This is a genomic window from Blautia argi (genome assembly GCF_003287895.1).
Taxonomy (GTDB): domain Bacteria; phylum Bacillota; class Clostridia; order Lachnospirales; family Lachnospiraceae; genus Blautia; species Blautia argi.
The window spans coordinates 1,200,919-1,227,631 of the sequence record NZ_CP030280.1 but is presented as its reverse complement, the minus strand read 5'-3'; the positions used below and the strand labels follow the sequence as shown (position 1 = coordinate 1,227,631).

Below are 26,713 nucleotides of genomic sequence, written 5' to 3'. Positions count from 1 at the left end.
CAGAATGGATTTTCCTGTGAAAAGAAAAAAAGATACACCGCAGTGTACCTTTTTAGTATGTGACCTTTCGTCTATTTCACTCTTGTATTTTTTTGTTGCTGTGCCAAATCTTTCATTTCCGCTGCGTTTTGCAAAACAGCTTCTGTGATTTTTACGCCGCCCAGCATACGCGCCAGCTCTTCCACAGATTCTTCATAGGAAAGGCTGCGAATTTTTGTGCTGGTTCCTTTTTCTTCCACATTTTTTTCAATAAGATAATGGGCATTTGCCTGAGCTGCAATCTGAGGCAAATGGGTAATGCAGATAATCTGGTGCTGTCTGCTGATCACCGCCATTTTTTCTGCCACCTTCTGAGCCGTACGGCCGCTGATTCCGGTGTCAATCTCATCAAAAATCAGGGTTTCTGTACGATCCTTGTCTGCCAGAAGGGTTTTGATTGCCAGCATGATTCTGGAAAGCTCACCGCCGGAAACTACTTTAGAAAGCTCCCGCACCGGTTCTCCTGGATTGGTAGAAATCATAAAGCAGATGCTGTCCTTTCCCTGGGGCGAAAACTTCTCTTTTTCTGTAAACCGGATTTCAAACTCCACATTCAGAAAATTCAAATCCTCCAGCGCCTGTTTAATCTCTTCCTTCAGCTTCATTGCCCAGCTTTTTCGCACTTCTGTCAACTCCCGGCAGGCATGGGTCAAAGCAGCCTCTTTTTCTTCCAGCTCTCTTTTCAGCGCTTCTTTTCGCTCCTCGAAGTTCCGCAGGCGCTCTAACTCCTGTTCTTTCTCCTCTTTATAAACCTGAATCTCTGAAATGGTGTGTCCGTATTTTGCCTTTAAAGTATTAATCAAATCCAGTCTACTCTCGGTTTCCTGAAACTCCTCCTCTGAAAAGACAAATTCAGAAAGATAGCCTGACACCTCACGGTTAAAATCATTGAGCAGACTGTCAATATCCTCTAAAGAACGATAGAGATTTTCCAGATTTTCATCAAAATCTGAAACCTGTCCCAGCCTTTGCAGCGCCCGCCCGGTCTGAGTTCCACTGCCCTCTTCTTCATATCCGGTGAGCTGATAGACACTGTTTAAACTTTCTGTAATTTTCCGACTGTTTGTCAGCTTCCGATACAGCTCTTCCAACTCCTCATCTTCCCCGTCCCGTAACTCTGCATTTTGGATTTCCTGAATTTCATATTCCAGAAAGCTGATTTCTCTGCGCCTTTGCTCCTCATCAATCTCATAAGCCTCCAGTTCCTTGCGAATACGGCTGTAAGCACTGTAAAGAACTTTGACTGCTTCTTTTTTTTCTGCGGACCGACTCTGGGAATACTCGTCTAGAATCTCCATCTGTCTATCCGGATATAAAAGGGACTGGTGCTCATGCTGCCCGTGAATATCCAGAAGCAGAGATGCCGCCTTTTTTATGGCTGCTGCTGTACAGATTTCCCCGTTGACCTTAATCATGCTTCTGCTTTCTGTAATTCTTCTGGTAATAATCACCTGTCCGTCCTCCGGGTATACAGACAGTTCCCGCAGCTTCTCTTCTGTGTCAGGACTCACCTGAAATACCAGCTCTACCAAAGCATAGGACGCGCCCTCCCTGATAATTTCCCTGGTCATTTTCTGTCCCAGAGCCAGGTTTACTGCGCCCATGAGAATGGATTTTCCGGCACCGGTTTCTCCTGTGAGAATATTTAAACCTTCCTCAAAATCCACCTCTGCCTCTTCAATTAAAGCCAGGTTTTTAACATGTAAATGCACTAACATCTTTCACTACTCCGTTTTCTTATTCGTACACATGAATCAGCTTTCTGATTTTACTCATAAGGCTCATGGTTTCTGATGCACTTTTGCAGAAGCAGGCAATGGTATCATCTCCTGCCAGACTGCCTACAATCTCCTGAAACTCTATGTGGTCAAGAGCTGCTGCCGCTGCATTTGCCATACCAGAGGTAGTCTTAATCACCAGAATATTCTGTGCAATATCCATGGACAGAAAAGCGTCCCGAAGCACTCGGATATACTTCTCACTGTCAGAGCTTTCTCTGGAAGTCATCACCTTATACCTGGAACCGCCGCCGGGTTTTGCAATTTTCATCAGTTTCAGTTCCCGGATATCTCTGGAAACCGTTGCCTGAGTGACCTGAAAACCTGCTGCCTGCAGACGTGCAGCCAGATCCTCCTGGGTTTCTATATCATATTGATTAATCAATTCCAGAATCTTGGAATGTCTGGCAATTTTCATTTCCTTCCTCCTAATTCTTCATCTTGGTACGCAGCACCTCTAAAAAGCTGATGTTGCTGATTTTTATAATTCTGGTGTCACTGACAGAACGACGGATTACAATTCGATCTCCTGTGGTCATGGAAATATTGGTATCCCCGTCAAAGGAAGCCACTGCCTTTCCCTGTCCTTCCTTTGCACCCTGGGTAATCTCTACTGCAATCTCGTCTTCCGCCGGAAAAATAATACTTCTGGTATTCAGGGTATGAGGCGCCACCGGTGTCATAATCATAATATTTGTTTCCGGGGAAACAATGGGACCGCCTGCGGAAAGGCTGTAGCCGGTGGAACCTGTTGCCGTGGAAATAATAATTCCATCTGCTGTATAGGAATTTAAAAATTCTCCATTTACATAATTATTAAAGCGAATAACCCGAAGCGGTCCTTCTCTTCCAATAACAATGTCGTTTAGCGCCACGTCCTCTGCCACTGCTTTTCCTCTGTGATAAACCTGTCCGTGAAGCATCATACGACGCTCAATGGTATATTCATCTGCCATAAGATGACAAAGCGCAGGTTCAATGGATTCCCGGTCAATTTCTGCCAGATAACCTAAAGTCCCCAGATTCACCCCCAAAAGAGGGAGTTGACGACTTACCACATCTCTGGCTGCCTGCAGAAGCGTACCATCTCCGCCCAGTACAAGGACACATTCTGTATCCTCAGGAATTTCACTGATATCTGTATAATGGGTAAAAGGCTCGCGAACAGAAAAACTGGAAGGCTGAAGCACACACTGCTTGCCGTTACTTTCCAGATATTCCGCCACACGTTTTGAAACCTTTAATCCCTCATCTTTTTCACTGTTGGCAATAATATAAAACTTATCCATAGCTATTTATCCAATTCCCTGTGGGCTGCTGCCACAATGCCTTTTACATCTGCCTCTTCACTTTCCGGAAGCTTATCCACCTGCTTTTGTATGTGCAGCAGATACTCAATATTTCCCTCCGGTCCCTTGATAGGAGAAAATTCCAGATGACGTACTGCATATCCGATGCCGGTTGCATAGGCAATGACCTTTTCAATGACTTCTTCATGTACTGCCGGGTCACGAACCACACCTTTTTTCCCTACTTTTTCTCTTCCTGCTTCAAACTGAGGTTTAATCAGGCAAACCACCTCTCCGCTTTCCTTTAACAGGTGATAGACCGGAAGCAGAACCTTGGTGAGAGAAATGAAAGATACGTCAATGGAAGAAAAATCAGCCAATTCCTGCAAATCTTCAGGCACTACATAACGAATGTTCGTCTTTTCCATACATACTACACGCTCATCATTACGAAGCTTCCAGTCCAGCTGTCCGTGTCCCACATCAATGGCATAGACCTTTACTGCCCCGTTCTGCAGCATACAGTCTGTAAAACCTCCTGTGGAGGAACCCACGTCCATACATACCTTTTCCTTTAAGGTTACGCCAAAGTGAGTCATAGCTTTTTCCAGCTTTAATCCGCCCCGGCTTACATATTTCAGGGTATTTCCCCGAACCTCTATCTGAACGGTATCCTGAAACATGGTGCCTGCTTTATCTTCTTTCTGATTGTCCACATATACGTTTCCTGCCATAATCACAGCTTTCGCTTTTTCACGGGAAACTGCCAGTCCCCGCTTTACCAGCAGAACGTCCAGACGCTCTTTCATTTATTCTGCCTCCTTTATCCGATTGTAAATAGAATCCGCATCAATTCCGGCTTTTTGTTTTAATTTTTCCGGATTTCCATGCCCTATAAAACTGTCCGGAAGTGCGCAGACCTGCACCCGTACGGTGGGGTGGGTTATCTGCATATATTCCGCAACCGCGCTGCCAAAGCCGCCGCTTTTTACATTCTCTTCCATGGTAACAATTACATCATGTTTTTTTGCCAAAGTGTCCAGCATTTTTTTATCCAGAGGTTTTACAAACCTGGCATTGACAAGGGTAGGATTTTCTCCGTCTGAAATTAAAAGTTCCCGCACACGCTCTGCGGTTTTTACCATACTTCCCACTGCCAAAAGGGCAATGTCCTTCCCCTGATAAATCAGTTCGCTGCGGCCCCTTACAATCGGTTCCCGAAATTCCTCAAGCCCGTCATAAGCCTCTCCTCTGGGATAGCGCACAGCAATGGGGCCGTCATATTTTACTGCAAATTTCAGCATGTCGGAAAGTTCCCATTTATTCTTTGGGGCCATGACTGTCATATTGGGAATCATGGACAAATAGCTTAAATCAAAACAGCCCTGATGGGTTTCTCCATCGCTGCCTACAAGTCCTGCCCGATCCACAGCAAAGATTACATGAAGATTCTGCAGACACACATCTTCAATAATCTGATCAATGGCTCTTTGCAAGAAAGAAGAATACACGGCAACCACAGGAATCATACCTCCTAGAGCCAGACCTGCAGCAAAAGTAACGGCATGTTCCTCTGCAATTCCCACATCAAAAAAACGTTCCGGGAACATGTTGCGGAAACGCTTCAGTCCGGTTCCGTCCGGCATGGCTGCTGTCACTGCCACTACCTGTTTCTCCCTGTCCCCGAATTTTCGCATAACCGTGGAAAAAATATCCGTATAATTGGCTTTTCCATTGTTGCTTAAGGGGATTCCGTGTTCCAAATCAAAAGCTGCCGTACCGTGGAATCTGGCAGGGTGGCGCATGGCAGGCTCATATCCTCTGCCTTTTTCTGTTTTTACATGAATGAGCACAGAACCCTGTACCTTTTTTGCCTCCTGGAAAATCTGCACCAGACGGCTACAGTCATGTCCGTCCACAGGGCCTAAATATGTCAGTCCCATATCCTCAAAAAACATGCCCGGAATCATCAAACGCTTAATGCTGTCTTTTGTTTTGTGAATCTGCTTAATGGCAGCAGGACCGATTCCCGGAATTTTATTCAGGCTGTTCTTGACCCCTGTTTTAAACTCATGATAGCCTTCTGTGGTTCTCATGTTGCTTAAATAGCTGGAAATTCCACCCACATTCTGAGAAATGGACATCTCATTGTCATTTAATACAATCATAAAATTCTTTTTCAAAGAAGCCGCATTATTAATTGCCTCATAAGCCATACCTCCTGTGAGGGCTCCATCCCCAATTACGGAAACCACAGAGTAATCCTCTCCCTTTAAATCTCTGGCACACACATAACCCACTCCCGCTGAAATGGAGGTCGAGCTGTGCCCTGTGTCATAGGCATCGCAGGGGCTTTCGCTTCTCTTTGGAAAACCGCTCATTCCCCCAAAGGTCCGCAGGGTGTCAAATCCTTCCTGTCTGCCTGTGAGGATTTTGTGTGTATAAGACTGATGTCCCACGTCCCATATAATCTTATCCTCAGGCAGGCAGAAAACATAGTGCAGCGCCATGGTAAGTTCCACTGCGCCCAGATTAGAGGCAAGATGTCCCCCGGTGCGGCTTACATGCTCCAGAAGAAATGCCCGGATTTCCTCTGCCAGCTCCGGAAATTTTTCCGGCGGTATTTTCTTTATATCATTTGCCTTTTTTATGGTTTCTAATAGCATCTTATCCTGCACCTCTATTTTCTGCGGGTACAAAGAGAAAGAAACAGTTCCCTTAAAAACTCCTTATCTCCCGGAAGTCCTTCCAGAAGCTCCACTGCAAGATCCGTCCGGCGCTTTACTTCCTCTCCCGCTTTTTCAATTCCTTCCAGGGTCACATATGTGGTCTTATGATTTTTGTCATCGCTGCCTACCGGTTTTCCTAATTCTTCCTGATTGCTTGTCACATCTAAGATATCGTCCTGAATCTGAAAGGCAATCCCCACACAGCTTCCCATCTGCTCTATTTTATCCAAATCCTCTGCCCCTGCCAGTACCGCTCCTATCATAAGAGAGGCTTCTATCAAAGCAGCGGTCTTATTTTCATAAATATAGTCCAGCATGTCTTTTTCCAAAGGCTTTCCGTCATTTTCCACGTCAGCCCCCTGACCGCCTAACATGCCCCGGATACCGGTTTTTTCTCCCAGAAGCTTTAACGCCTCTGCCACACGGCGAAGCTCTTTTTCGTCCTTTGCCAGTTCAAATGCCTGAAAGGCTGTTTCATAAGCATAATTTAAAAGAGCGTCCCCTGCCAGAATAGCGGCTGACTCGCCAAATACCACATGGGTTGTTTTCTTTCCTCTGCGGTACTCATCATTGTCCAGTGCAGGAAGGTCATCATGTATCAGAGAATGGGTATGAATCATTTCCATTGCCGCCATAAAAGGGCAGACAAGTTCTCCTTTTCCTCCCAGCAGACTGTACATTTCTGCCATAAATACAGGGCGCAGCCGCTTGCCCCCTGCCTGCATACTGTAATTCATTGCCTCTGCCATATGTGATGCAAAGCCCTGCTCCTTTGGCAAAAAAGAAACAATAACCTGCTCTGCACAGGCTGTCTTTTCTTTTAATTTTTCTTTAAAATTCACTTAACTCACCGTCTTCATTCAGTTTGAGCATTTTTTTCTCAACTGTGTCAATCTTGCTTCCGCACTCTTTTAACAGTTCCATTCCCTTCTGGTACAGAGCAAAAGAGTCCTCCAGAGAAATCTCTCTGCCCTCCAGTCTTTCTACAATGCCGTCCAATTCCTTCAGAGCATCTTCCATGGTGGTTTCCTGCATATTCTTTTCTGTTTCTGCCATTTCAAGCTCCTCTCTCTTCTCTTTTTGTGTTAAGAACCTTTGCCACAATTTTACCGTCTGTGACCTGAATGTTTAACATTTCTCCCTCTTCTACCTGAGAGATGGAAGTCACTGCATGAGCCTCTTTGTTTTCTACATAGGAAAAGCCCTGATTCAGCTTATCAAGAGGAGATAAGCCCTTCATTCGTTCAATATAAATTCCCAGCTGCTGTCTGGCAGCAAATATTCTGTTTTCCATTGCGCTACAAAGCCGATCCTCTATCTGCATAAGCCGGGTTCTCTTTTCCTGTACCTGTCTTGCAGGACTTAAATACTTCAGCTTGCTCTCATACTGCTCCACTTTCTGGCGAAGACCGAAAACATGATTCTCCATGGCTCTGGAAAGCCTTTGCCTTGCGCCTAAAAGCTGATTTAACAATACCCTTATGTCTGCCACTGCCAGCTCTGCTGCTGCAGAAGGCGTAGGCGCCCGCAAATCTGCCGCAAAATCTGCAATGGTGGTGTCTGTTTCATGTCCTACAGCAGAAATAATGGGAGTGTGGCAGTTAAAAATGGCTCTTGCCACCTCTTCTTCATTAAATGCCCACAAATCTTCAATGGAACCTCCACCTCGTCCTACAATGATCACGTCCACACCGTAGGCGTCCAGGGCTTCAATTCCCCTGACAATGCTCTCCTTTGCGCCCTCCCCCTGTACCAGTGCAGGATAGAGAATCAACTGAACATAAGGATTTCTCCTGCCAGCCACTGTTCGGATATCCTGTATGGCTGCTCCCGTAGGCGCAGTTACCACACCTACAGTTTTTGCCCAGACAGGAATGGACTGCTTGTATTCCGGGGCAAACATACCCATTTCTTCCAGCTCCTTTTTCAGCGCCAGAAACCGCTCATAGAGAAGACCTGCGCCCTCCAATGTGATTTCTCTTGCATAAAGCTGGTATTTGCCGTCCCGCTCATACACGCTGACGCTTCCTCCTGCAACCACCTTATCTCCGTTTTTCATGGCAAAGCCCAGCCCTTTTCGCTGTCCTGCAAACATCACGCAGGAAATACTTCCGCTTTCGTCCTTTAAGGAAAAATAAATATGCCCGGAGGTATGGTATTTACAGTTGGACACCTCACCCTTTATATAGATTTTATTCAACATAAAATCCTGGTCAAACATGGTTCTGATATAAGTATTTACCTGTCCTACGGAATAAATACTGTTCATAAGCTCTCTCTGGCGATTTTTCCCAGTATGCCGTTTACAAAGGAAGCGGAATCCTCTCCGCCAAAGCTTTTGCTGATTTCTACAGCCTCGTTAATGGCTACCTTAACCGGAACGTCCTCATCATATTTCATTTCATATACAGCCAGACGCAGGATATTCAAATCCACCTTACTCATACGTTTTGTTTTCCAGCCTGCACTCTTTTCGTTGAGAATGCTGTCCAGTTCTTCCAGCTTTTCTGTGATTTTGGCGTACTTATTTTCCATATACGTCTGTTCCATGGGACTTAAATCCTCCAGCCCGTCAAAATACAACTGTATCTGCTGAGGCATTTCCTCACTTCCGTTAAATTCGTTCAAAAAAAGCAGCTTAAAAATATGCTCGCGCATTTCTCGTCTTCCCATATATTCCTCCATATTGTCTTTTTGCCGCAGTTTAAAATAAGGTGCCTCTGAAAAAGACACCTTATCTCCTGCTTTTCGCTTTTTCACTTGTCAATGAACTATTTAGTCTTGTCAATTTCAACGCTTGCAATCCGCACGTTGACATCGGAAACAGTCAGCCCTGTCATGTTTTCAATGGCTGCCTTTACTCTTTCCTGTACTTTCTTGCTGGTTTCCAGAATATTAAATCCATATTCAATATTCAAAGCCAGGTCTACACAGACTACATCTTCCAGAACGTCTACCTTCACACCTCTGGAAAGGTTTTTCATACCCAGTTTTCCAACCAGTTCGTTTGTAATATTTCCAGCCATGGAACCGACACCCTCTACTTCTGTAGCTGCCAGTCCTGCAATAATAGCCACTACCTCATCTGCAATCTGTACTTCCCCAAGAGAACCATTATCATGTATTTTATATCTGTTTCTGTCTTCCGCCATTTTTCAAACCTCCTATAGGAAATATCCTGCTTTTTATTATACCAAATCCCTTTAAAAATGAAAAGCGGTTTTTTACTTTTCCCGTAAAAAACCGCTTTTTCCTGTTTTCTTTCTTTAATTTCTGGAAAATTCTGCCAGCACCAGACCTTCATTTCTGTCCAGTGTCATGCCAATGCTCCAACTGTTGATAAACAGCAAAAGCGGATTTCCCTTCATATCCATAACCTTCTTCATATCGGAAGTTCCGGTAAGGGCTTTTACGTCTACCTCTTCCTTATTTTCAATCCAACGGATATGTTCATAAGGCAGGTTTTCCAGACGGATATCCACGTTGTACTCATTTTCCAGACGGTATTTCAGCACGTCAAACTGCAGAACGCCTACCACGCCTACAATGATTTCCTCCATGCCGCCCATGATTTCCTGGAATATCTGAATAGCGCCTTCCTGGGCAATCTGGTTAATCCCCTTTACAAACTGCTTTCTCTTCATACTGTCCAAAAGACGGACTCTGGCAAAATGCTCAGGGGCAAAGGTAGGAATCCCCTCATATTCGAACTTTTTCCCAGGCGCACACACCGTATCCCCTATAGAGAAAATACCCGGGTCAAACACGCCGATAATATCTCCTGCATAGGCCTCTTCTACCACATGACGATCCTGTGCCATCATCTGTTGTGGCTGGGAAAGGCGCATTTTCTTATTGCCCTGTACATGGAACACTTCTCTTGCAGCTTCAAATTTACCGGAGCAGATACGCATAAAAGCAATTCTGTCCCTGTGATTTTTATTCATGTTTGCCTGAATCTTAAACACAAAGGCAGAAAAATCCTCTTTCATAGGATCAATTTCCCCGATATCTGCTTTTCTTGGAAGCGGACTGGAAGTCATTTTCAGGAAATGCTTTAAAAAGGTTTCCACACCAAAATTGGTAAGTGCAGAACCAAAACATACCGGGGAAAGCTTTCCTTCGTCTACCAGCTTCTGATCAAACTCCGCGCTGGCGCCGTCTAAAAGCTCAATTTCCTCTAAAAGCTGTTCTTTTTGTTCCGGGTCTAAAATCTCATCAAGACGGGCTTCGTCAATGCCGATTTCTTCTTCAATCCCCTCCTTAGTACCCTTCATGGTATCGGAAAAAGTGAGGACTTTCCCGGTTTTCCTGTCGTATACGCCGCGGAATTTCTTGCCTGAACCAATGGGCCAGTTTATCGGGCAGGTAGGGATTCCCAGCTCCTTCTCAATGTCATCTAGCAGATCAAAAGTGTCGTTGGCATCTCTGTCCAGCTTGTTAATAAATGTAAAAATAGGAATATGGCGCATGGCACAAACCTTAAACAGCTTTCTGGTCTGTGCCTCCACCCCCTTTGATGCATCAATGACCATGACCGCAGAGTCTGCTGCCATGAGGGTACGGTAGGTATCCTCTGAGAAGTCCTGATGTCCGGGAGTATCCAATATGTTGATGCAATAGCCATCATAATTAAACTGCAATACAGAAGAGGTTACGGAAATACCTCTTTCCTTTTCTATTTCCATCCAGTCAGAAACCGCATGGCGGGCAGTTGCCTTGCCTTTTACACTACCCGCAAGATTAATGGCTCCTCCGTAAAGAAGAAATTTCTCGGTAAGGGTTGTTTTACCGGCATCTGGGTGGGAAATAATTGCAAATGTACGTCTTTTTGTAATTTCTTTGGTATAGTCAGCCACGTTTGGCCCTCCTTCTCTCATATAGCACACTGACGATATTTTAGTATACGTTGAAATATGTGTCAAGGGGATTTATGCACAACTATTCATTTTCCTCGTTTCCCCCGTCCAAAGGTGTAATCACAATTTTTTCTGCTGCTACACTGGTTTTCCGCTTTACAATATCCTCTATCTGCGCCCGTTTTGCGTCCTCCATATATTCTTTTGGCACAACGACATCTGCACTGTCCCCTGTAAGATTTACCACCACGTCCCGAAATCCCTGAGCGTCTAAAAGAAGCTCTGCAGCTGCCTCCTGCTCTGCCAGATTGGTCATGTTCACCATGGAATTCACTGCCTCCTGCTTCTGTTCATCTCCCAGGTTTTCATTGTTGATAATGCCCAGAAGGGTTTCCTTATTGGCTGATCGCACCTGCTCTCTGCTGACCTTTGCCTCTGCCACAAAACCGGAAGCCCCTGTCAGAACTGCTTCCCCTGGTGTTTCTGTCTGCAGGTTTTCCTCTCCATCTGCGCTGGCGGTTTCTTTCTCCTTTCCTCCTTCCGACTCCACAGCCTCGCTCTCTGCAGCCTTACTGTTTTCTTTCAAAAGAGCGCTCTCGTCTGTGATATCATAGTCCAGGCTTTCAATTTCTTCTGTAATGGCATCGGTATCACTGGCTGACGTTTCCGCAGTATCTGCGTCCTTCTTCAGTGTTTTGTCAATACCCAGATGATTATCTGAATAATTGATGTACCCTGCCACTGCAATCATAATGGCAAGAGCAGTAATGATAACCTGATTTTTTTTGAAGATTTTTTTCATGCACATTCTCCTCTAATTCATTTTCATTACTTTAATTTTATGGGGTTCTACCTGAAATAATACCTCTACTGCCGCCTGAATCTTTTCCACAGTCACCGGATTTCCGCCTCCCTTTGCCACAACCAGCACACCTGCAATCCGCGGGTATTCCTCTGCTGTGATATAAGGTTGCTCATTGCCTTTTGCGTCCTTTTCATAAACCGTTTTTGCCTCGTCCTTTTCCACCACCTTCCGGCCACTGCTTTCACAGGTCAAAAACACCTGAACCTCTCCCACTCCTTCCGCCCTGGAAAGCACTGCCTCCAGCCGACTCTCCATTTTTTCCTGCCAGTCCTTTTCCTTCTCAGTCTGTATGTGCTCCGCCTTTCCTTCCATGTCCCGGTTTTCTTTTTTTTCTGTCGGAATCGCCAGAACCAGCAAAAGCAGCCCTACCAAAAGCAGTACCACCAGATTTTCTTTTTTCATTATATCCTTCCACTGCTTCACGGCTCTACCTCCACTCCCTCAATGATTCCTGTTTTTTCCTGCCAGTCTTTTTCCCATGCCTCTGCTTTTTCCTCCCATTGTTCCTCTTCTGCCTGAAAGCTTTCTATAGAAGCCCTGATTGTCCCTTCTACACCGGAAAACTCAAGAAGGGGCGAAAATACCGTCAGTATCAGCAGAAGTCCCATGTAAAACTGAATATATTTTTTATAGCTGCTGTCCGGAAGAAAATTCATCACTGCAAAAAGCAGAATAAAATAACACACCAACCCTTCCAGCCAATGAGAAAAGCCTGTCATACCCTCACTCTCCTTTTGTCCCAGAGTCCCCTCTAATGACCTCCAAAAGAAACGGTTAGAACGGCTATGGTAATAAAAAGCATCAATTCTGCTGTAAAAAGTGTCCGCAAAAGCAACCTGCAGCCATCTCCCACTGCCTGCAGACACCCGGTTATACGCCTGTCCGATACCGGTTGCACTACAGCTGCCAAAAGCTTATACAGAAGGGTGGAAAGCCCCAGACGCAAAAGAGGAGCAAGGCCTAAAAGCAAAAGTATGGAAATTCCCAGCACTCCCAGAGCATTGCGGATTAAAACTGCAGTTCCAAGGGCTACCTCTGTCACACCGTCTATGGCATTTCCGATACCCGGAAGAGCTGCCGCCGCCTTTCCCAGCATATCTCGCTTTAAAGTATCCACAGCCGGGCTTATCATGTTTTGTATTACCTGCATACCGATTACCACAGCCGTACAGGCATTCAGTCCCCATTCCAGCAGGGTTTTAAAAAGCTCTGCCATACGGGAAAGCAAGTCCTCTTTCTGCAGAAAATTAACCATGGAAATCAGTACATACGCCTCAATCCCCGGTAAAATCACCTTTAAAAGCACTGTCTGCACCAAATAGATTACCAAAAAGACCATTTCATAAAAAACCATGGCGCTCACCGAACCTGTGGCTGCTGTCACTGCCAGAAAATAGGAAGGAATCAGCGCCTTTGTAAAAAATACCAGTCCCTTCAGGCTCTCGGTCAGCTCTGTCCCCATATTTCCAAAGCTGCGAAGCAAAAGCACCAGCAAAAACAGATACACCACATAAAAACTCACTTCCCCGGTCTGTCCTTTTCCGAATGCACTGGAAAAATTGGCAAACAAGGCTGCCAGAAGCACCAGGAGCAAAATCTCTACCAATGTTTTTTTTTGCAGGGATAAATGACTGCTTAAAGAAGCCGAAATAATCTCCTTTGCCCCTTCTTTCGTAAAAAGTCTGCCTTCTCTGATAACCGAAACCAGAATTTCCCGAACCTGAAAGCTCTCCTCTCCCAAAAGTTCATTGACTGCCTCCTGCATCTGTCCAAGCTCCAAATCCTCCAAAAGCGCAGTCTGGGTTTTCTGCTGCTCCTCTTCCAATGATATCTCCTGCTCATTTTGCTTTTCCTGCTCCTCTTCCTCTGCACTTCTGTCTGATGCAGCGGAAACCTCTGTGACTGTACCCAAAAAAGAAAAGCCACTCAGAAAACATACCGTGAAAAAAAGCAGGATTTTTTTTCCTCTTCTCATGACAGAAAACCATGAATGGTTTCTATCAAAGCCAGAAGCACAGGCATGGACAGCACCATAATATACAACTTTGCAAACACTTCAATCTGGGAGGCAATGGCGCTGTAGCCTGCGTCCTTACAAATTCCTGAGGCAAATTCGCTGATATAAGTAATTCCCGTCATTTTCAGCAACGCAGTCAGGTAAGCCGCATCAATGGGAAAATACTCCTGAAATTTAAGCACAGAGGAAAAAAGATAGGAAAGTTTTCCTGTCATATAAGAAAAAATACAGATTCCTGCTGCCAGACTTAAATATACGGAATATTCCGCCCTTATCCCTTTTAAGAAAAGCCCTAAAAGCATGCCTGTCATTCCCAGCATCACTATTTTCAAAATCTCCATAGCTTCCTCCTTACAGCGCAAACAGATTTTCTATGGTGTGAAACAGGTCATAAATATAAGGCAGCACCCAAAAAAGCACCAATAAAAGCCCGGTAAGACTGGTAAGAAATGCCAGTTCTTCTCTCTGGCTGTGCTTCAGTATCTGACACAGAACAGATACCAGAATCCCCACTGCGCCGATTTTAAACAATAAACTTACTTCCATGGTATCTCCCCTCTATATGGTCTTAAAGCAGCATAATAGCCAGAAAAATCCCTCCCAGCGTTCCCATACTCTGGTATAGCTTTTGCTTTGTGGGAAGCTCTCTTTGAAGGTCTTCTATTTCTTTTTTCAGTTGCTCCAAATACAAAGAAACTGTATTTTTCTGCAGGGTAATATCCAGATATCCCAGATATTCCCCTAACTGTACAAATTCCTCCAGGTCTTTTTTCGTAAGTGCACAATGACCCAGATAGGTTTCTGCTCTTTCTCTGAAAATCTCCTGAAAACAGGCACCCTGATAAGCCCCTGCTGCCTTAGACACCTCCTCTAAAAAACAGGAAAAGGGATCCTGAAGTTTCACAGCAACTCCGTACAGCGCCTCCGGAAGAGCCTCTCTTTTATATGTAATTTCCCCCAGAATGAGAAACACCATTTTTTCTATTTCCCGAAGCTGCCGAAGCCGTCCTGATAAGACCAGACTTTTGCTATATCCAAAAGCAGAACAGGAAAAAATCACCAGTATTGCTCCTGCTGCTTTCAGCATAAAATACCCTGCCTTCTCTTATAGTCATACAAGCTGGTTCCCCTTTCGTCAAAGATTGCTTTCACCTCTCCTGCCCTTTTTTCATAATGAAGGATAATATACCGCTCAAAAATTTTCTCCTGCATCAGACGCTGAAGAAGAGGCTTTCTCTTAATATCCTCAATGGAACTGCCATGAACTGTGGCAAAGAGCCTGCATCCACAGTGAATCACGGATTCAATGGCATGGATATCCTCATAATCCCCCAGCTCGTCTACAGCCACCACCTCCGGGGACATGGAGCGGATAAGCATCATCATACCCTCAGCTTTTGGACAGCAGTCCAAAACATCGGTACGGATTCCCAAATCATTCTGGGGAATCCCCTGATAAGAGCCACCGATTTCTGAGCGCTCATCTACCACGCCTACGCAAACCCCGTCCAGATAGCTGCTTCCATTGCTGACCTGGCGGATTAAATCTCGCAAAAGCGTAGTTTTTCCACACCTGGGCGGTGAAATAATCAATGTATGGCAGATTCTTTTGTTTTTTATAATATAGGGAAGTATGGGTGCTGCACACCCTTTTATCTGATGTGATAATCTGAGATTAATATAAGATATGTATTTTACACTTTTAATTTTGTTTCCTTCCAGAATGGTTTTCCCTGCAATTCCCACTCTGTGTCCTCCCTGAATAGTCAGAAATCCCTGGCGGATTTCTTCCTCAAAGGCATACATGGAATAACTGCTGATATATTCCATAGTTTCTTTTAAATCCCCTGCGCCGGCAAAACAGGCTTCTGTTTCCCTGGGGGAAAGTCTGCCGTCCTCTGTCAGGAAAAATTCTTTTCCCTGATAAATCAAGATGACGGGTGCATTGACACGAAGCCGGATTTCATAAAGCTGCTTCATATCCGGGCAGGCCTTTGCGAGCGCCCGCCGGATACGCACAGGAAAAAGCCGTGTAATCTCTGTCTGATTCATCTTTCCTCACCTCTTTAAAATAATATATGAGGACAATCCTTATTTATGACTGATAAACCACTGTATTCTGCGGTATTCTCTTAAAACTCTGTTCTTATATTTCTTTCACAAAATTTTTCACAAATGCGTATAAGAAAATTGGATTTTCCTGTTTTTTCATATCTCACAAAACAAAGAGTCATCAAAAGCCCTGCTGTTGTGGCACAGAGCATATCGTTCATGCTGTCATGGACTCCCTGGGTATAATGATTGATACAGTCATTTTGAAAAAACACCAGCATGGCATATTCAAAAAACTCCCAGATTTCCGCTGCCGCCATATTCCCTGCGTTTAAGAAGATAAGAAAAATCCGGTACTCCCTTTTATCCTTCCACTGGCAACTCTGTTTTACAACAAAATAAAGTAATGCTGTTGCTGTACAAAGCAGCCAGCCACTGGCAAAATGCAGAAGTTTATCATACCCCCAAAAGCGGTACGCATTTAAAGAACCTCCCCAGATGCTGGCAAAATAGGTAAAACCATTGGAAAGGAGATAAATTTCATAAACTGGTTTCCACCGAAACAATCGAAACAGAGCCGGGACAATACAGGGCGTCAGCATTGCCACAAACGCCATACCGACGCTATGCCAGTCCTCTGTCTGCATATTTTTCCAAAAACTGTACAATAGCGTAATACCGTAAATGACAATACTGGCATACCAGACTGCTTTTATTTTTTTCTCTTCCATTTTTTCCTCCTGTGTGTCAAAAGTGTTTCTTTCTATCAGATATAATAAAAAATTTTTTCTAAGAAACAGAAGTAAAAAAACGAAAGTTTTTCTAAATAATTTTCTCAAAATAATGCTGAGTACTTACAGGGATCCCAGTTCTGCCAGAAGTTTCTCTCTGTATACTTCTCCTGTCACCTTTTTGTACACACAACTGCTGAGGCTGTCTGCACTGATGCACCCCTCTACCTGCTCAAAGGGAGTGAATGGTTCGTACCAGACAGGCTTTTCAAGAGTCCTTAAATCCCTGGTAAGCCCTTCTCCCGTAAGCTTTAAAAAACTTTCCTTCTGTGTCCACAGACAGCAAAACGTTCTATCCCGGTCTTCGGACTTCAAAACCAATCTGTACTCTGCTTCTGAAAGTGTTCTTTGTAACAGGCGCTCCCGTTTTATGGGCTGCACTCTTTGTATGTCAAGCCCGCACTCTGCTTCTGCTACTGCACAGGCTGCATATTCCCCAGTATGGCTGATATTAAAAAAAACAGAGGAGTATGCAGGAAAATAGGGCTTTCCCTGCGCTCTTCTCTTTATTCTGCCTGTAAGATATTCTGCTACCTCTTCCTCCGGGTTTTTCTCACAGAAAACTTCTTTATGCCCTGTGTCCAGCAAGGCGTATGCCAGAAGCCGGAGGCCGCAGATACTCTGCCGTTTATTTTCCTTTACACAGTCCTCTGTTAGCTCCTGTACTCTTCCTGTGTAAATATGTATCACAGCTCTATCCTGCTTCATAGCGGTTTCCTCTTTCCTCCGAAATTCCAGTTTCTGTAAGAAATCTGGAAGGCTCCAGCTTTTTCTCATGGCGCTCCTTTGCGTAGAGCATGCTCAGTTCCTTCCTGGCGCGAGTTATACCCACATAAAACAGCCGCCGCTCTTCCTCAATCGCACTTTCTGTTACTGCCTTGTGATAAGGTATGGTGCCCTCATTCACGTCCATTAAAAACACCCGGTCAAATTCCAGTCCCTTAATGCTGTGCAGAGTGGATATTACCACGCCGCTTTTTCCTGAAACCCGGGTCTTTGCCTGCTCTTTCAGCTTTTGAGTATACTCTGTAATATGGCGAAACCAATCCTCATAGGTTTTATAACCCCTGGCGCTTTCTGCCAGTTCCTCCATAACCTCGTACAAATCCTCCATATTCAACTTTCTGTATGCTGCATAGCCCTTTAAATATTCCTCATATCCGATGCCGTGCCGAATATAGTTGATAGCCGCGTATGGAGTCATGACCTTCATTTTTTTCAAATCCTCTTCAAACTTGTCAATCCTGTCGCACAGCCATTCCTTGCCCTCATAAAACCACCGCAGGGCTTCAAAAGACACCTGGGAGTCTTCCAGGGCATTACGGGAAATATACCGATTAGGGCGGTTCATTACCTTCAAAAACTCCTGACGGCTTCTGTCCCCCATGGCAAGCTTCATATAAGAAATAAAATTTCCTGCAATCCAATGCTCATAAAGATTAGGAAGCGTATCCCGCATCTGAAATGGTATCTGATATTCCAAAAGGGTATCCAACAGAGAGCCTGCTCCGGAATTGGTACGATAAAGCACTGCAATCTCCTCTAAAGGACAGCCTTCCTCTTTTGCCTTTAAAATGCAGTCCTTTACATAGAGTTCCTCTTCCTTTCCTGTAGCAAATCCCCTGATAAGAGGCGTCCGTCCGTCCTCATTTTCTGTATGGATTTTCTTTTTAAATCTCCGTTTATTATGGGCAATCACTTTTTCCGCTGCCTGCACAATCTCCTTTGTAGAACGGTAATTGCATGCCAGAAGTTCTGTTTGCACCTTGGGAAAATCCTTTGGAAAGTGCATCATAATCTCCGGTTTTGCCCCACGGAATGCATAAATGGACTGGTCGTCATCTCCCACAATAAACAGATTATTGTCCGGGGCTGCCAGCATTTTCACAATATCATACTGCAGTTTATTGATATCCTGAAACTCGTCCACCAGAATATAGCGGAATTTCTTCTGCCATCCTGCAAGAATATCCGGTCTTTTGTCCAGCAAATCATAGCAATACAGAAGCATATCGTCAAAATCCAGAAGTCTTGACCTTTTACACCCGGATACATACTGGGTATAAATCTGGCGGAACACCTCATCCGGACAGTTTCTGGAATAATAATGCCCCAGAGGAATCCGACTGTTTTTCACCTCGCTGATTTCCCCTGCCAGCCCTTCAAGCAATTCCTTTTCGTCCTCCAGTTCCATTTTCTGGGCATAGACAATTTCTCTCAGCATGTCGTATTTCTGTTCTTCGCTGAGAATGTTTTTTCTGGTCAGCCCGTAAGCATGTCTTAAAATTCCGTAAAAGATGCCGTGAAAAGTGCCAAAAGTCACCTGCCTGTAATTCTGCTGTTCCTCTTCCTTTTCACAAAGCCGTTCAAACCGCTCCTTCATTTCTCTGGCAGCCGCCTTGGTAAAGGTGACCACCAGAATATTTGCAGGATTTACCTTCTGCTCTGCCAAAAGGACGCGGATTCTTCTTATCATGGTTGTGGTCTTTCCGGAACCCGGCCCTGCCAGAAGCATCATAGGGCCCTTACTATGATGAATGGCCTTTTCCTGTGCTGTGTTTCTCTCCATCTCAGCTTAACTTTTCAATGGCAGCATGGATACGCTTCAGACTTTCCTCTTTTCCCAGCACCTCCAGAATCTCTGTGGCTCCTGCCGGTGTCATCTGTTTACCGGAAAGAGCGGTGCGGATTGGCCACAGAATCTGTCCGTTTTTGTATCCGTTTTCCTTAGCAAAGCCACAAAGCAGTTCATACAGTGCATCATTGGTATAATCTTCCTGATTCTCCAGAACAGGCAGTATCTTTGTAAGCACTTCCAAAGAAATTTCCGGGTTTGTCTTCATCTTTTTGTGGGTGTACATGGAAATATCGTATTCCGGTACTGCTTCAAAGAAATCAATTAAATCCGGGATATCCGGGAATACTTCGATTCTGGTTTTTACCATGGAGGCAATTTTCTTTAAATCCAGGTCTTTTGTTATCACCTGTTTTAAATACGGCAGAGCCATTTCATAGAATTTCTCATCGTCCATGGCTTTCATATATTCCCCGTTTAACCATTTCAGCTTCTGGATATCAAATACCGCCGGAGATTTGCTCATATGATGATAGTCAAACACCTTCACCAATTCCTCTAAAGAGAATATTTCTCGGTTATCCTCCGGACACCAGCCTAAAAGCGCCACATAGTTTACAATGGCCTCTGTCAAAAATCCCTGCTCCAGCAAATCCTCGTAAGAAGAATGGCCGGAACGCTTGCTGAGCTTTTTATGTTCCTCGTTGGTAATCAGCGGGCAGTGCACATAGGTAGGAATTTCCCAGCCAAATGCCTCGTAAATGCGGTTGTATTTCGGAGAAGAGGACAGATACTCATTGCCCCTCACCACATGAGTAATGCCCATTAAATGGTCATCAATGACGTTTGCAAAGTTGTACGTTGGATATCCATCGGATTTAATTAGAATCAAATCGTCCAGCTCGTTGTTGGGAACTGTAATGTCTCCGTAAATTTCATCACTGAAAGTAGTCGTTCCTTCTGTGGGCATATTAAAACGGATAACATAAGGCTCTCCTGCTGCCAGCTTTGCCTCTACCTCTTCCTTGCTCAGATGCAGACAGTGCTTGTCATACATGGCAATTTCTTTTTCTCCCACCTGGGATTTCAGAGATTCCAGACGCTCCTTGGTACAGAAACAGTAATAAGCATCTCCCTGGTCAATCAACTGTTTTGCATATTTCAAATAAATTCCCTGTGCATTTCTTTCACTCTGCACATAAGGACCATAGCCTCCGTCCTTATCCGGGCCTTCATCGTGAACCAGACCTGTTTTTGCAAGTGTGCGGTAAATAATATCCAAAGCGCCTTCCACAAAACGCTCCTGGTCTGTATCCTCAATACGCAGCATAAAGCTTCCACCTTCATGCTTTGCAATCAGGTAGGCATAAAGAGCGGTTCTTAAGTTTCCCACATGCATTCTTCCTGTAGGACTTGGTGCAAATCTTGTTCTTACTGTGCTCATTTTCTATATCTCTCCTTTATGTTTACAAAAAGCAGGGGCAGCCGCATGGAAGTTTTGTGCGACAGCCCCGTCACTATGAAAATTATACTCAAACCCTTTCCTATTTTCAAGTGGTAATTCGGGTTTCTTTTGATTCTCTCTTATTTCTGTACCAGATGCACGGCAAAACCGCCGATTTCTTCTTTCATATAAACAGCAATCATTTTCTCATTTTTGTATTTGGCAGTTTCCATGTCAAACTCCACACCCTGACTTTCCAGATAGGCAACTGCCTCTTTTACATCTGTAGTTCCAATGGCAATGTGTCCGTTTTTTCCAAGATATGGTTTTTTCATGGCTTCCACGGCTGTACCTGCAAATACAGAACTGTTTCCTATCTTTTTTGTAAAGCCGAAAATCGTGTCAAAACGGTCTGCTACTGTACAGGCTTCTTCTTCGTTTGCACAGTTAATGCCCACATGGCGCAGTTCAAATCCCAATTCTTCTAATTTACTCATATATAACGTCCTCCTCTATGTCTGTGTATTTTTCTATATATAAGCATACAAAAAAACAGACAAAATGGCAAGGCTTATGCCTCTTTATCTGAAAAAGAAATTCCCATTGCCTGAATAATGTTTTTTGCCATTTTCAGCTCCGCAGGCGTGAATTTTGAAATACTTTCTATAATTTCCTCCTTATCGCAGGAGCGCTCCCCAAGCCTTAGCTCGTCCTGCAAAAAATATTCCGGTGACATTTCCAGCGCATTGCAAATACGGACAAACACCGGGAGGCTGGGCGTTCTGGTACCGCCTTCAATCTGACGGATAAAAACAGGATTCACACCGCAGATTCCCGCCAGCGCCTCCGAGGTAATTCCCTGTTCCTTCCTGATTTTGTTAATTCTTCTGCCAAAACTCTTTTGCACAGTCATTTCTCCTTTGTAAACTTGCAGTTATTATTTTCTGCTCTTAGTATACGAAACATCAATTTCTTCCAATAGTTTCCATAAGACTACATTTAGTGTCTGCAAGTTTGCAAGAGAAGCTTTTCTGCACAATACAGAAAAAAACGATAACATAAAAACAGTATTTTTTTAACAATGAGGGGTGTACTGTGAATCCAAGACTCAAAGTGCACCCCGTATAAGATATCTTCTATGAATTGTAAAACATTTTACAGACACGACCTATGAAAACTCCCCTTTTTCATATGCCGCCTGTGCAAACTCCTCCATAATATCTTTCACTTTTTCTATTTTTTTACATTTCCATGCATTCTCCCCGCAAAACACGAGAGCATGCTCCATATCCCCCTTCGCTGCGTTTACCAGAGCTTCTGTAATACAGTAGGGAATATCTCTTTGTTTACAGGTGGAAATACATTGATAGCAATGTCCAAGTTTCACAGGCTTTTCTTCTGTATCCTTCAAAAACCTGTTTTTCACCGCCCTTGCCGGCATACCCACCGGGCTTTTCACAATGCAAATGTCCTTTTTTTCTGCCTGAATATAGGCCTCTTTATAAGCCCCTGCCGCGTCACACTCTTCTGTAGTTACAAAACGGGTTCCCACCTGTACCCCGTCTGCCCCAAGCTCCATGGCATGCCGCATATCTTCTCTGTCAAAAATTCCTCCGGCAGCAATTACCGGTATTTTTATTCCCGCTTTTTCTCCATACTCCCTGGCTTTTTCTATAATGGATTTTATAACACTGTCATAAGAATTTTTTTCATACGTTTCCAGCTCTTCTTCTGAAAATCCCAGATGTCCCCCTGCCTTTGGACCTTCCACTACCACAAAGTCTGGGAAGCGCCTGTATTTTCGCTCCCACAGCCTGCACAACACGGTAAAGGATTTCAGAGAAGACACAACAGGGGCAATTTTCACCCCACTCCCCTGCGTATATGCAGGCAGGTCTACCGGAAGCCCTGCCCCGGATACAATCAAGTCAATTCCTGCCTTTACCGCGGTTCTTACATACTGCTCATAATTTCTGGTGACGGTCATAATATTAACACCTAAAATTCCGTTTCCCGCTATCTTTCGTGCCTTTTTGATTTCCTTTTCCATGGCTCTGTAATTGGCTGCAAAGGGATTTGTATCAAAGTCCGGCTCCCGAAAACCAATCTGCGCCGTAGAAATCATACCAATGCCGCCTTCTCCTGCCACAGCACCTGCCAGGGAGGAAAGGCTGATTCCTACTCCCATACCGCCCTGTATCACAGGAATCCGGGCTTCCAGTTCTCCGATTTTCAATGTCTTTCCCATGGCTGCTCCTTTACATTCTGCGAAATCGCTCATAGCGCTGCTGCACCAGTTCCTCCGGTGTCAGCCTGCTGCAATCTTCGAGAAATTTCTTCATTCTTTTTTTCATATCCTCTGCCAGTTCTTTTTTGTTTTCCGGACAGGCAGGAATCTCTTCCGGAATGATCTGCTCAATCACGCCAAGCTCAAGCAAATCTTTGGCAGTGACCTTCATCACCTCTGCCGCCTCCTTTGCCCGCTTGCTGTCTTTCCATAAAATAGAGGCAAAACCCTCCGGGGACAAAATCGAATAGGTGGCATTTTCCATAAGCCAGACCTCATTTCCCATACCAAGGGCAAGGGCGCCTCCACTGCCTCCTTCTCCTGTGACAATAGAAAGAATGGGCGTCTTTAAATCTGACATTTCCAACAGATTTCTGGCAATAGCCTCTCCCTGTCCCCTCTCCTCTGCTTCCATACCGCAGAAGGCGCCGGGTGTATCAATAAAGGTAATCACCGGTCTTTTAAACTTTTCTGCCTGCTTCATAAGACGCAACGCCTTCCGATACCCTTCCGGAGAAGGCATACCAAAGTTTCTGGAAATGTTTTCTTTCGTGGTTCTCCCCTTCTGCACACCGATAACCGTTACCGGCTGTCCGTCTAAAAGAGCCAGCCCGCCTGCCACTGCACTGTCATCGCCGAAAAGCCGATCCCCATGCAGTTCCAAAAAGCCGTCAAACACAGTTTCTATATAATCTAAAGCAGTCAGACGCTTTCCGCTTCTGGCTCTCTCTACTCTCTCCCAGGCTGTTACCGCTTTACCTGTTCCCTGTTTTTTGGAGTTCTTTTTTTCTTCTTCTTTTTTTGGCATGTGAATCCTGGAAAACTGACAATATCCATCGCGCCTCTCATGAATCTTCACAAGAGCTGCCAGAGTCTGTCTTAAGTCTTCCCTTTTCACAATTCCATCCAGCATACCATGCTCCAGAAGAAACTCTGCTCTTTGAAAGCCCTCCGGCAGCTTTTGTCCAATGGTCTGTGCAATGACTCTGGGACCCGCAAAGCCAATGAGTGCCTGGGGTTCTGCCAAAATCACATCTCCCAGCATGGCAAAGCTTGCCGTAACCCCACCCATGGTAGGGTCAGTCAAAACAGATATATACAGAAGCCCTGCCCTGCTGTGCTTTTGTATGGCTGCTGAGGTTTTTGCCATCTGCATCAGGGATACAATCCCCTCCTGCATACGGGCTCCCCCGGAACAGCAGAATAAAATCACCGGGAGTTTCTCTTTTGCGGCACGTTCAAAGGCAAGGGCAATTTTCTCGCCCACTGCATAGCCCATACTTCCCATAAGAAAACGGGTATCACAGGCGCCAAGAACCACAGGTGTGCCCTCGATTTTTCCCTCTCCGATATACAGGGCTTCATCTAAATGGGTTTTTTCTCTTAATTCCTCCAGCTTTTCCTCATATCCGGGGTACTCCAGGGGGTTGTTACCCTCCACCTCTGTAAACCAGGGGGTAAAGCTGCCCTCATCTGCTGCCAGCCTGATTCTGGTCTTTGCCTTCATGCGGAAATATCCTCCGCATTTCGGACAGGTGTAGGAATGCCGGACTACCTCCTCCTTTAAGAGCAATTCTTTGCATTTCGGGCATTTTACCCACATACCCTCCGGTACAGAGGGACTCTGCAAACTCTCTGCTTTTCCTGTTTCTTCCTGTTGTTTTTCCGTCTGCACAGCGGCAGTTTTCTTAAATAAATCTCTTAATCCGGACATGTCCTGTCACTCCCTTTGGCAAAATTTCTGTATTAGTCGAAAGAATAGTGTTCTTCAATAAAATGAGTAGTCACTCTTCCCTCTTCAAAGTCCTTTTGTTTCAAAATATCATACTGAAAATCCAAATTGGTCTTTACCCCTTCAATAATCACTTCCCCCAGCACACTCCGCATTTTGGCAATAGCGGACGCCCGGTCCTTATCATGGACAATCACCTTCATAATCATGGAATCATAGTTGGGTGGAATTTTATATCCGTGATATACCGCAGTATCCACCCGCACCCCCTTTCCACCGGGAATGTGCAGATTTTCAATGGTTCCCGGACAGGGCATAAAATGATGCCTGGGGTCTTCTGCATTGATTCTACACTCAATGGCATGTCCTCTTAAAACAATGTCCTCCTGTTGTACAGAAAGAGGCAGTCCTGCTGCAATACGAATCTGCTCTTTTATTAAATCTACCCCGGATACAAATTCCGTGACCGGGTGTTCCACCTGGATTCTGGTATTCATTTCCATGAAGAAAAACTCCCCGGATTTATCCAGAAGAAATTCAATAGTTCCTGCACTTTCATAGCCTACGGCAAGCGCCGCCTTTTTTGCTGTTTCCCCCAGTTGTTCCCTGATTTCTTCGGAAACAGCGCAGGAGGGAGATTCTTCAATTAATTTCTGGTGACGTCTTTGAATGGAGCAATCTCTTTCTCCAAGCTGTACGGCATGTCCCTGCCTGTCTGCCAGAATCTGCACCTCAAATGTGCCGGGGACGCTCAATATAGCGTTCCAGATACATGGCGTTATCTGCAAAGGCATGTATGGTTTCTGTCTGGGCTGTGTGGAAATTCTCCAGAAAATCCTCTCTGTCATAAGACACCCGCATACCCTTTCCTCCGCCGCCGAGCGCAGCCTTTATCATAACGGGAAAACCGATTTCTTCTGCCCTTAAAAGAGCTTCCTCTGCCTCATACACCGGTTCTTCTGTTCCCGGCACCACCGGAACGCCTGCCTGTACCATGGTCTTTCTCGCTTCTGCCTTATTGCCCATTTTTTCTATGACCTCTGCAGAAGGACCAATAAAAGCAATATGACATTCCTCACACATTTTTGCAAAACGGCTGTTTTCGGAAAGAAAGCCAAAGCCGGGGTGAATGGCTTCTGCCTTTGCGGCAATGGCTGCGCTTAAAATCCGCCCCATATTCAGATAGCTCTCCAAAGGAGAAGCAGGTCCGATACACACCGCTTCATCTGCCAGTTGCGCATGAAGGGCGTCCTTATCTGCCTCGGAATAAACTGCCACTGTACAGATTCCCATTTCCCTGCAGGCACGGATAATCCGCACAGCAATCTCTCCCCTGTTTGCAATTAAGATTTTCTGAAACATATCCTGCCACTCCTATCCAATCATAAAGGTCAGCTCTGCGGCTGCTGTAACCTGCTGCTTCTGATTTTTTGCCACAGCCCTTCCGATTCCCACAGGACCTTTGACCTTGATAAGTTCTACCTCTAAGGTCAACACATCGCCCGGGACGACCTTCTGCCGGAATTTTGCCTGACGGATTCCTCCAAAATAGGCGGTTTTTCCTTTGTTTTCCGGCAGACTTAAAATAGCTGCCGCGCCGGTCTGTGCCAACGCTTCTATCTGGAGAACCCCCGGCATCACCGGCTCACCTGGAAAATGTCCGGCGAAAAAAGGTTCGTTATAAGTTACGCATTTGTGTCCCACAGCTCTTACTCCCGGCTCCAGTTCTTCAATAGTGTCCACCAGAAGGAAAGGTTGTCTATGGGGAATAATTTCCATAAGTTCCTTTGTTGTCAGTTTCATTTTTACTCCTGTCCCAGCACAAATAACGGCTGTCCATACTCTACCATGGTTTCATTGGAAACCAGAATCTTTTCAATCACACCATCTTCTTCTGCCTCAATTTCATTCATCAGCTTCATGGCCTCAATAATACCCAGTACCTGTCCCTTTTTCACGGTGTCACCCTCCTGTACAAAAACCTTTGCACCCGGAGATGGAGCATTATAAAAGGTACCTACAAGAGGAGATTTTATGGTTTTTCCCTGAGGCGCGCTCTTTTGGCTTAGTACCTCTTCCTGCTCAGTCAAATTCTCTGCCCCCTGTACAACAACGGGAGCTGTCTGTAAACCCTTCACCCTTGCCTTTTTCCCTGCCTTCATAGAAATTTTCAGATTGCCCTCTTCCATATAAAAATTTGTCAAATCTGATTTGCTCACTGCCTGAATCAGTTCTGTTATTTTTTCAAACTCCATT

29 protein-coding genes and 1 pseudogene are annotated in these 26,713 nt (G+C 44.9%); all 30 read right to left on the bottom strand.

Annotated features, from left to right (window positions below; genetic code table 11):
- Nucleotides 1-71: 71 nt before the first annotated feature.
- The 30 genes and pseudogenes from recN to accB all read right to left on the bottom strand — a co-directional run bounded on the left by recN (nucleotide 72) and on the right by accB (nucleotide 26,712).
- Nucleotides 72-1,757, bottom strand: coding sequence for a DNA repair protein RecN (recN, locus tag DQQ01_RS06055; RefSeq protein ID WP_111919253.1), 1,686 nt, complete (start codon nucleotides 1,755-1,757; stop codon nucleotides 72-74).
- A 19-nt stretch (nucleotides 1,758-1,776) separates the two neighbouring features.
- Nucleotides 1,777-2,235, bottom strand: a complete 459-nt coding sequence (gene argR, locus DQQ01_RS06050; RefSeq protein WP_111919251.1) for an arginine repressor — start codon at nucleotides 2,233-2,235, stop codon at nucleotides 1,777-1,779.
- Nucleotides 2,236-2,245: 10 nt separating this feature from the next.
- Entirely contained in the window at nucleotides 2,246-3,106 is an 861-nt protein-coding gene (locus DQQ01_RS06045) for an NAD(+)/NADH kinase (RefSeq protein WP_111919249.1), read from the bottom strand.
- Between the two features lie 2 nt (nucleotides 3,107-3,108).
- Entirely contained in the window at nucleotides 3,109-3,915 is an 807-nt protein-coding gene (locus DQQ01_RS06040; RefSeq protein WP_111919247.1) for a TlyA family RNA methyltransferase, read from the bottom strand.
- Nucleotides 3,916-5,772, bottom strand: coding sequence for a 1-deoxy-D-xylulose-5-phosphate synthase (gene dxs, locus DQQ01_RS06035; RefSeq protein ID WP_111920847.1), 1,857 nt, complete (start codon nucleotides 5,770-5,772; stop codon nucleotides 3,916-3,918).
- A gap of 14 nt (nucleotides 5,773-5,786) precedes the next feature.
- Nucleotides 5,787-6,677 carry a polyprenyl synthetase family protein gene (locus tag DQQ01_RS06030; RefSeq protein WP_111919245.1) on the bottom strand — a complete coding sequence of 297 codons (891 nt, stop codon included), beginning with the start codon at nucleotides 6,675-6,677 and terminating at the stop codon, nucleotides 5,787-5,789.
- Entirely contained in the window at nucleotides 6,667-6,891 is a 225-nt protein-coding gene (gene xseB, locus DQQ01_RS06025; protein WP_111919243.1) for an exodeoxyribonuclease VII small subunit, read from the bottom strand. Before xseB ends, DQQ01_RS06030 begins: the two co-directional genes overlap by 11 nt.
- Nucleotide 6,892: 1 nt before the next feature.
- On the bottom strand, nucleotides 6,893-8,104 hold the full coding sequence (gene xseA / locus DQQ01_RS06020; RefSeq protein ID WP_111919241.1) for an exodeoxyribonuclease VII large subunit: 1,212 nt from the start codon (nucleotides 8,102-8,104) through the stop codon (nucleotides 6,893-6,895).
- Nucleotides 8,101-8,508 carry a transcription antitermination factor NusB gene (gene nusB / locus DQQ01_RS06015; RefSeq protein WP_111920846.1) on the bottom strand — a complete coding sequence of 136 codons (408 nt, stop codon included), beginning with the start codon at nucleotides 8,506-8,508 and terminating at the stop codon, nucleotides 8,101-8,103. The genes xseA and nusB overlap by 4 nt, the downstream gene beginning before the upstream one ends.
- 98 nt (nucleotides 8,509-8,606) lie before the next feature.
- A complete protein-coding gene (locus DQQ01_RS06010) occupies nucleotides 8,607-8,987 on the bottom strand; it encodes an Asp23/Gls24 family envelope stress response protein (protein ID WP_111919239.1) in 381 nt (126 codons plus the stop codon).
- A gap of 114 nt (nucleotides 8,988-9,101) precedes the next feature.
- Entirely contained in the window at nucleotides 9,102-10,694 is a 1,593-nt protein-coding gene (locus DQQ01_RS06005; protein WP_111919237.1) for a peptide chain release factor 3, read from the bottom strand.
- 82 nt (nucleotides 10,695-10,776) lie between these two features.
- Nucleotides 10,777-11,496 (bottom strand): SpoIIIAH-like family protein, encoded by a 720-nt coding sequence (locus DQQ01_RS06000; RefSeq protein WP_111919235.1) that lies wholly within the window; start codon nucleotides 11,494-11,496, stop codon nucleotides 10,777-10,779.
- 12 nt (nucleotides 11,497-11,508) lie between these two features.
- Entirely contained in the window at nucleotides 11,509-11,982 is a 474-nt protein-coding gene (locus DQQ01_RS05995) for a SpoIIIAG-related protein (RefSeq protein ID WP_111919233.1), read from the bottom strand.
- Nucleotides 11,979-12,278, bottom strand: coding sequence for a stage III sporulation protein AF (locus DQQ01_RS05990; protein ID WP_111919231.1), 300 nt, complete (start codon nucleotides 12,276-12,278; stop codon nucleotides 11,979-11,981). Before DQQ01_RS05990 ends, DQQ01_RS05995 begins: the two co-directional genes overlap by 4 nt.
- Nucleotides 12,279-12,310: 32 nt before the next feature.
- Entirely contained in the window at nucleotides 12,311-13,471 is a 1,161-nt protein-coding gene (locus DQQ01_RS05985) for a stage III sporulation protein AE (RefSeq protein WP_242980610.1), read from the bottom strand.
- Between the two features lie 59 nt (nucleotides 13,472-13,530).
- Nucleotides 13,531-13,917, bottom strand: a complete 387-nt coding sequence (locus tag DQQ01_RS05980; protein ID WP_111919227.1) for a SpoIIIAC/SpoIIIAD family protein — start codon at nucleotides 13,915-13,917, stop codon at nucleotides 13,531-13,533.
- 10 nt (nucleotides 13,918-13,927) lie between these two features.
- A complete protein-coding gene (spoIIIAC, locus tag DQQ01_RS05975; protein WP_111919225.1) occupies nucleotides 13,928-14,122 on the bottom strand; it encodes a stage III sporulation protein AC in 195 nt (64 codons plus the stop codon).
- Between the two features lie 22 nt (nucleotides 14,123-14,144).
- Nucleotides 14,145-14,663 (bottom strand): stage III sporulation protein AB, encoded by a 519-nt coding sequence (locus DQQ01_RS05970; protein ID WP_111919223.1) that lies wholly within the window; start codon nucleotides 14,661-14,663, stop codon nucleotides 14,145-14,147.
- Nucleotides 14,657-15,628, bottom strand: coding sequence for a stage III sporulation protein AA (gene spoIIIAA, locus DQQ01_RS05965; RefSeq protein WP_111919221.1), 972 nt, complete (start codon nucleotides 15,626-15,628; stop codon nucleotides 14,657-14,659). Before spoIIIAA ends, DQQ01_RS05970 begins: the two co-directional genes overlap by 7 nt.
- 80 nt (nucleotides 15,629-15,708) lie before the next feature.
- Nucleotides 15,709-16,359: a DUF2238 domain-containing protein gene (locus tag DQQ01_RS05960; protein WP_111920845.1), complete on the bottom strand. Its 651-nt coding sequence runs from the start codon at nucleotides 16,357-16,359 to the stop codon at nucleotides 15,709-15,711.
- Between the two features lie 123 nt (nucleotides 16,360-16,482).
- On the bottom strand, nucleotides 16,483-17,127 hold the full coding sequence (locus tag DQQ01_RS05955) for a 4'-phosphopantetheinyl transferase family protein (RefSeq protein WP_162624257.1): 645 nt from the start codon (nucleotides 17,125-17,127) through the stop codon (nucleotides 16,483-16,485).
- Nucleotides 17,114-18,988, bottom strand: coding sequence for an ATP-dependent helicase (locus DQQ01_RS05950; RefSeq protein WP_111919217.1), 1,875 nt, complete (start codon nucleotides 18,986-18,988; stop codon nucleotides 17,114-17,116). Before DQQ01_RS05950 ends, DQQ01_RS05955 begins: the two co-directional genes overlap by 14 nt.
- 1 nt (nucleotide 18,989) lies before the next feature.
- Nucleotides 18,990-20,438, bottom strand: coding sequence for a glutamate--tRNA ligase (gltX, locus tag DQQ01_RS05945; protein ID WP_111919215.1), 1,449 nt, complete (start codon nucleotides 20,436-20,438; stop codon nucleotides 18,990-18,992).
- A gap of 140 nt (nucleotides 20,439-20,578) precedes the next feature.
- Complete coding sequence (locus DQQ01_RS05940; protein WP_111919213.1) at nucleotides 20,579-20,935, bottom strand: VOC family protein; 357 nt, start codon at nucleotides 20,933-20,935, stop codon at nucleotides 20,579-20,581.
- Nucleotides 20,936-21,009: 74 nt separating this feature from the next.
- The gene (locus DQQ01_RS05935) at nucleotides 21,010-21,345 is read right to left on the bottom strand and encodes a helix-turn-helix domain-containing protein (RefSeq protein ID WP_162624256.1); all 336 of its coding nucleotides are present in this window, start codon (nucleotides 21,343-21,345) and stop codon (nucleotides 21,010-21,012) included.
- Nucleotides 21,346-21,606: 261 nt separating this feature from the next.
- Nucleotides 21,607-22,686, bottom strand: coding sequence for an NAD(P)H-dependent flavin oxidoreductase (locus DQQ01_RS05930; protein WP_111920844.1), 1,080 nt, complete (start codon nucleotides 22,684-22,686; stop codon nucleotides 21,607-21,609).
- Between the two features lie 10 nt (nucleotides 22,687-22,696).
- Nucleotides 22,697-24,439, bottom strand: a complete 1,743-nt coding sequence (locus DQQ01_RS05925; RefSeq protein WP_111919209.1) for an acetyl-CoA carboxylase carboxyltransferase subunit alpha — start codon at nucleotides 24,437-24,439, stop codon at nucleotides 22,697-22,699.
- A 32-nt stretch (nucleotides 24,440-24,471) separates the two neighbouring features.
- Nucleotides 24,472-25,819, bottom strand: a pseudogene (locus DQQ01_RS18080) (acetyl-CoA carboxylase biotin carboxylase subunit).
- 12 nt (nucleotides 25,820-25,831) lie between these two features.
- Nucleotides 25,832-26,260, bottom strand: coding sequence for a 3-hydroxyacyl-ACP dehydratase FabZ (fabZ, locus tag DQQ01_RS05915; protein WP_111919207.1), 429 nt, complete (start codon nucleotides 26,258-26,260; stop codon nucleotides 25,832-25,834).
- Between the two features lie 2 nt (nucleotides 26,261-26,262).
- Nucleotides 26,263-26,712 carry an acetyl-CoA carboxylase biotin carboxyl carrier protein gene (gene accB, locus DQQ01_RS05910; protein ID WP_111920843.1) on the bottom strand — a complete coding sequence of 150 codons (450 nt, stop codon included), beginning with the start codon at nucleotides 26,710-26,712 and terminating at the stop codon, nucleotides 26,263-26,265.
- Between the last annotated feature and the right edge of the window lies 1 nt (nucleotide 26,713).